This is a genomic window from Mesorhizobium sp. EU05-FHT14A09, assembly GCF_058790995.1.
Genome location: NZ_JBYTDF010000001.1, coordinates 352,701 through 358,733 on the forward strand (window position 1 = coordinate 352,701; position 6,033 = coordinate 358,733).

4 protein-coding genes are annotated in these 6,033 nt (G+C 61.5%); all 4 read right to left on the reverse strand.

Features of this window, described 5'->3' with window-relative positions:
• Positions 1-4: 4 nt before the first annotated feature.
• The 4 genes from AC3WTO_RS01575 to AC3WTO_RS01590 are packed head-to-tail and all read right to left on the reverse strand — an operon-like array spanning position 5 to position 5,689.
• Positions 5-2,122 (reverse strand): site-2 protease family protein, encoded by a 2,118-nt coding sequence (locus tag AC3WTO_RS01575; protein ID WP_492458923.1) that lies wholly within the window; start codon positions 2,120-2,122, stop codon positions 5-7.
• Positions 2,119-3,519, reverse strand: a complete 1,401-nt coding sequence (locus AC3WTO_RS01580; protein ID WP_492458924.1) for an efflux RND transporter periplasmic adaptor subunit — start codon at positions 3,517-3,519, stop codon at positions 2,119-2,121. The genes AC3WTO_RS01575 and AC3WTO_RS01580 overlap by 4 nt, the downstream gene beginning before the upstream one ends.
• Complete coding sequence (locus AC3WTO_RS01585) at positions 3,512-4,258, reverse strand: efflux RND transporter periplasmic adaptor subunit (RefSeq protein ID WP_492458925.1); 747 nt, start codon at positions 4,256-4,258, stop codon at positions 3,512-3,514. Before AC3WTO_RS01585 ends, AC3WTO_RS01580 begins: the two co-directional genes overlap by 8 nt.
• 36 nt (positions 4,259-4,294) lie before the next feature.
• Complete coding sequence (locus AC3WTO_RS01590; RefSeq protein ID WP_492458926.1) at positions 4,295-5,689, reverse strand: TolC family protein; 1,395 nt, start codon at positions 5,687-5,689, stop codon at positions 4,295-4,297.
• Positions 5,690-6,033 lie beyond the last annotated feature (344 nt).

Here is a 6,033-nt window from a genome sequence, read left to right on the forward strand (position 1 = left end):
CAGACTAGGCTCCCGCTTCGCGCACCAGCACTTTGAGGATTTGGCGCCAGGCGCGGGCCAGAAGGCTTTCCGCCTGCCCGTCGAGGACGAGGACACCGCGCCAGGTCTGGTTCGGTCCCCGCTCGAGGTCGGTCGCACGCGCTGTCACGGCATATTCTGCCGAAGTCGGTGCCAGCCGCCTGTTGTCGGTCTGATGCACCGCGATGGGCCCGCCGAACTGGGACGTGAGTTGCGGGATCTCCAATTCTCTGGCTCCCGCGACTGCCACGGAAACAAGCACGACCTTCGCCTTGGGCTGGGTAAGGTCGTCGGGGATAAACCAGCCGGTCGCGCCATTGTCGATACGGGCACGGTCGTTGCCCGATACATAGCCGCGAACGATCGCACCGCTGTCGGATGACAAGAAGGCGAGCTGTTCCTTGCGTGATACCCATTGTCCGACGGCGATTTCAGCATTCAGGTCGGCGATCCGCCCATCGAAGGGCGCCCGAACCACCAGCTTCTGCTCACGCTGCCGCAATCCGTCGCGCTTGGCGATAAGGCTGCTCAGCTGCGTCGTGATCACGCCACGTGCGGCAAGATCCTCCGCCTCCGCCCCGATACGGGCAATACGCTGTTCGGCCAGATCGATTTCCTTCTCCGCGAGCGTGCGTTCCTGCGCCAGCGCCGGCGCGGAAATCACGAACAGCACATCGCCCTTGCGCACCAGATCGCCGCGCCTGACCTTGATCGCCTGGATTTGCCCGGCTTCCTGCGGAAAAAGCCGAACGAAGGCCTCCGGCAGGATCAATGCCGGTGCGCTGATGCGGGTGGAGAGCGGCATGGCCGCAAGTGCTGTCAGCGCAGTGACAACTGCAACGGTGACATAGGTTCGACGGCTCGCCAGTATCGCTTGGCGCATGCCCCACCACTCCCTGACTTCGGTCCAGACCGGACGGATCATGAAGAACCCGATTTCGACGGCAAACAGCATCACGCCGACCAGCTTGATGGTAAAATGGTAGACGAGCAGCGCGATGCCCAGATAGAGGCTGATGCGATAGATCACCGTGCACACCGCATAGATGGTGACGATCGCATCGAGACGTGGCGGAAACGGTTCCGGCGCGGGATTTCCGAGCCTGAACAGGAATTCGCGCAAGCGCCAGCGCATGTGCCGGAACGCGCGCGGCTGCAGGTTCTCGATCCCCAGCAGGTCCGCCAGCATGTAGTAGCCGTCGAAGCGCATGAACGGGTTGGTGTTGACCAGCAGGCTCAGGATCCAGCCCGTCGCGGAAAGGACGAAGACGGCGCTGCGCAGCGGGCCGTCGGGTAGAAACACCCAGAAGAACAGCGCGATCGCCGCGACGCACAGTTCGGTGATCACGCCGGCGGAATCGATCAACATGCGCTGGCGTCGCGACCTGAGTTTCCAGGCCTCGGTCACATCCGTGTAGAGCAGGGGCATCATCACCATGAAGGCGACGCCCATCGTAGGCACCCGGCAGCCATGTCGATGCGCGACATAGGCGTGTCCAAGTTCGTGCAGCGATTTGATCAGCACGATCGAGAAAAGCGAGACCGCGGCCCCTTCGAAGGAAAAGACATAGGAGAATGTGCCGACGAATTCCTCCCATTGGCGGGAGACGAGATAGAGGCCGGCAAGGCCGATGATCGTCACGAACAGCAGGAAGCCGCGGCTGAAGAGCGGGGCGACATAGGGCCATGTCGCCCGGATGAATTTCTCGGGCCGCACCAGCGGGATCTTGAAGAACAGGTAGTTGTGGATCAGCTGCATGAACCACGAATGATGCCGACGCGAGGCTTCGTAGAGCCCGCGCCAGGAGCCCGTCATCGGTTGAGCGAGAAAGAAATTGGCCTCCAGCAGGCGCAGCACCATGCCGACCTCCTCGGCATCGGTTTGGCGACCGAAGCGGGCGTCGAGGGTCTTGTTGAGCGATCCGACCGTCGCGCTGCGGTTCCAGACCGAAAGCAGCTGGAACATTTCATAGGTAACGCGGAAGAAGCGGTTGCGCAGCGGGTCGAGCACGATCCAGACCGGTTCGCCGGAATAGCTGGTGCCGCCGCGCATGACCTGCAGGTCTTCACGCAGCCGGGGCAGGGGAATGTCGGACGGGTTCATAGTCCCAGCCGTTGCCTGATCGCGGCGATGGGACGGCGAAACAGATAATAGGCAAGCGGTACTTTATCGCCGGAAACCTGCGCTGTCCCGCGGATGCCGAGCCGGAGATTGTCGGGTTTCTCCTCGATCGTCGCATAGATCCGGTAGGCGAGCACATTGCCTTCGATCAACTGCGCTTCGTAAGACGCCGTGCGCACATGCGCCGTCAGCGGTCGTAGCGGGTCGGAATCCAGGAAAGCCCGCACTTTTGCGCCGGACGTCACGGCCACGGCATCGGCGACCGGCACATCGATACGGATCTGAACCTTGTTCGGATCGGCGATCTCCATGATGCGTTCGCCCGTCGTCACGGGGCGGCCGATCCAATCGCGTTTGTCCGTAAAAATGGCGACGCCCGAGATGGGCGCCGTCACCCGGCTGCGCTGGAGAAGATCCGACGCATAGTCCCTCTTTGCGGTGGCGAGCGACAGTTCGGTGCGCGTCACGGCAAGATCGCCGCGCGATTTGGGGTCGGCGATGGCGGCCTGTGAAACCTGCTTGAGTTTCGCTTCCGCCACCATCACATCCTGCTCGGCAACGGCAAGTTCGTTGCGCAGGGCGGTATCCGACATGCCGAAGAGAAGCTGGCCTTGGTGCACGTTGGCATTGGGGTCGACTGCTATCGTATCCACGACGCCGTCTATGGGGGCGGCCACCACCCGCGGCTCGACAGGCGCGACTTCGGCCGGAGCAAGAACCGTCAGCGGTACCGGGATGAACCCCGCCGCAACGAGCATCAGCGCAACTGCCAAAAGCCACGGCTTGATGGAGACGCGGCGGCGAAGCCGGCGTTCACCCGTCAGCGCCACCCAGGCATGGGCATAGGTATCAGCCAGACGCGCGGCCACCACGAGGTCGCCTTCATTCCAGGGCACCTCGCGCGCCAGCAGCATACCACCGAACACGCGGCCGTTCCGCAACCTGAACGGCAGCCAGAGCAGAAAGCGGTAGGGGTAGGTTTTGTGTTCTTCGTCACCGGGCGGACAATAGGCCGGCAGGACGAATTCACGTTTGCCGTCGAGACCCGCATCGGTCGCCAGAGCCTGGGTGACGGCCTCGATCCAGCGGATACGCGGCGAATCCCGCTCGACTTTTCCGATCGACGAAACGGCCTCGACACGTTGGCGGGCGCCTTTGGTGGCAAACACGAAGATCTGCCGCGCGCGTGTCAATCTGAGCGTATCGTTGGCGATCAGGAAGACCAGCTCGCCGACTGTTTCGCAGCGCCTGGCGTCGGCTTCGATTTTCAGGAGCAGGTCGAAGGCCTGCGGTGAAGGCGGCGGTTGCGCGTTTGCCGAGACCTTGGTCTGGACCAAGGTCGGCCCGGTCACGTCGTGCTGGACGTTCTTCTCAGCCATCGGGAGCCTTGAAGCTGGCCGGGCCGCTCATTCCAGGCAGCACGCCAGCCGGCTCGCCGGTAAAACGACCGATGATTTTCACCGTCTGGCTGACAGGGTCGACAACCGCGGAAATCCGCTGGATCTCCGCTGGCAGGATCTGGCCGGTCTCTTCGATCCTCAGGTCGAAACCGACGCCCGGCTTCAGCCATTTGAGCCATTGCGACGGCAACAGGATCTCGATCTCGAGCTGGGATTGACCGACGATCTGCATGATGGGTTGGGTACGATCCGGTATTTCATAGGCATGTGCCCGCATGACGGCGACGCGGCCATCGAACGGCGCCTTGATGGCACAGCGGGAGAATTTGCTCCGGTAAGCTTCCAGCGCCGCGGAGGCTTGATCCGCCTTGGCTTTTGAAAGCGCCACTTCGAATTTGCCTGCGGCGTTCAGCTTGGCCAGTCGGGCATTGTTCTCATAGGTGATCTGTTCAGCCCTGAATTGCGCTTCGGCAGACTTCATTTCGGCAGCGAGATCGCCGCAGTCGAAGGTGGCGAGAATGTCTCCGCGCTTGAAGGCCTGACCTTCGCGGAACGGCAATGTCTCGACCCGAAAGCCCAGGTCCGTAGATATCCAGGCTTCATCGATCGAGCGGATGATGCCGCGCGCCGATGTTTCTTCACTCAGCGCAAGCGTTGGCCAGGCCAACATAAATCCTGCGACCAGCGTCAAGGAACGGGCGCGATGGTATGCAAGCATACGACAAGCTCCTTCTTCGGTTCTTGCCATCCGGCGCTATTGCAGGCCGGCGACCTCCAGCCTGGCCTTCGCACCCTCCTGAGTCCACATGCCCTTTAGTTTCTCCGCGATGACGGCGACGCTCGCATTGGTGTTCAGGTCGCGTGGGAACGGATCCAGACCCAGCGAGGCGTAGACATTGGCATAGGCGTTCTGCAGATCCGCATAGGCCATATCGAGCTTGGCGTCGGCCAGCAGCGCGTTCATTTCTTCGCGGATCAGAATCTGCTGGCTTGTCTTCTGCGCCTCTGTCTCCGAGCGCACCTGCGTGAGGATGCGGTGGGATACGTTGGAAAGCGCAGCCGCCGTGCCGTAGGACTTTCGCTGGTGTGCGTACCGGACGCGGCTGATGTGAACCTGCGTCATGATCGCCATGGCCACCGAAAGCGATCGCGCATCGAGCGCGGCGCCCTGCGCTTCGACCTTTTTCATCACGACCGGCATCGTTGCCAGTTTCATAACGTTCCAGCTGACCTTCGCCCCCCACGACACCCAGTCGTTCGAAGCGATGAACTTGTTGGAGTCGTAGTTCACGCCTGCATAAAGATTGAAATTCGGCAGCAGCTCGAGCAGCGCGGCATCGACTTCCTTGTCGTTGATGCGCATGCGGTAGGCGACTTCGCGCATTTCGGGGCGGTTCGTCGCGGCGACCTGGAACAGGTCGCCGACCTTGTCGGGCAGCCCCAGCTTCGTCGGCCGGCGACTTGGGACGGCCAAGGTGTATTTCGAGCCGGGCCGGACGTTCATCAGCGCGGCCAGCTGGCTCTTGGCAACCTGCAGTTCACCTTCGAGAAGCTCGATCTCGCGCTGAATCTGGATCAGTTCGCGCTCGTAGGTCAAGGCAACGAGCGGGGAACTTTCCGCGCTGTTGGCCAATCTACGCGTATCCTTCAACGCGCCAGCGATTCGGCCCTGCAGCGCATGCATGCGGCCGACGAGACGCTCATAGCTGGCAGCGCGCCAGTAGGCGGTGCGGACGTCCTCGATCACCCGGTTGACGATCTTGCGCTTCATCTCCTCCTGGATGAGCGCTTCGTCAGCAGCCTGCTTGGCGCGCACATAGGAAAGCCCGAAATCGAGGATGTTCCATGAGAAGGTGAGGTCGTCGCTGAAGATATCCTTGTCGCGCGTCGACGGCGTGCTGGCATCCGCTTCATTGCGGCCGGCATATCCTGAACTGGCCACAAGTTTGGGCAGGGCCGAATAGTTTGCGAGATCGAGTTCACGGACCTTGAGAGCGGCCTCCATGATCTCGACTTTCGTATCCAGGTTGTATTTCAGCGCGCGCGCCATGGCCTCATAGAGGCTGATGGGACCGCTGATCGGTTCCTGGTCGGCCGTTGCCCGGACAAGACGCTCATTCGCGAAGGCCAGGGTCTGGTCCTTCGACAAAGGCTCAATCTTGATCGCACAGCCTGCCGCCAGAAACCCGGCGGATAGTGCCAGTATCCCCACCTTCAATGCGCCGGACCTCGGATCTGCCCCACCCGTCCCGAATCGCTACACGTACAGACTTAACGTGTGTTCGCGGCCGTTCGCAATCGAAAAACCGAAACAGAATGAATGCGTGAGAAGACCAATTTACTGTTCGCCATGATTTGGCTTGAGCATTTGCTGAAGCTGGTTCAAGCTAGGCTTGCTAAGCAGGTGATTTTCAATCGAATCACCGCAGTTTGTTGTCGGGTGGGCGCCCGATAACGGATGGGCGAGGGGCTTAACTTCAAGGGTCGCTAATA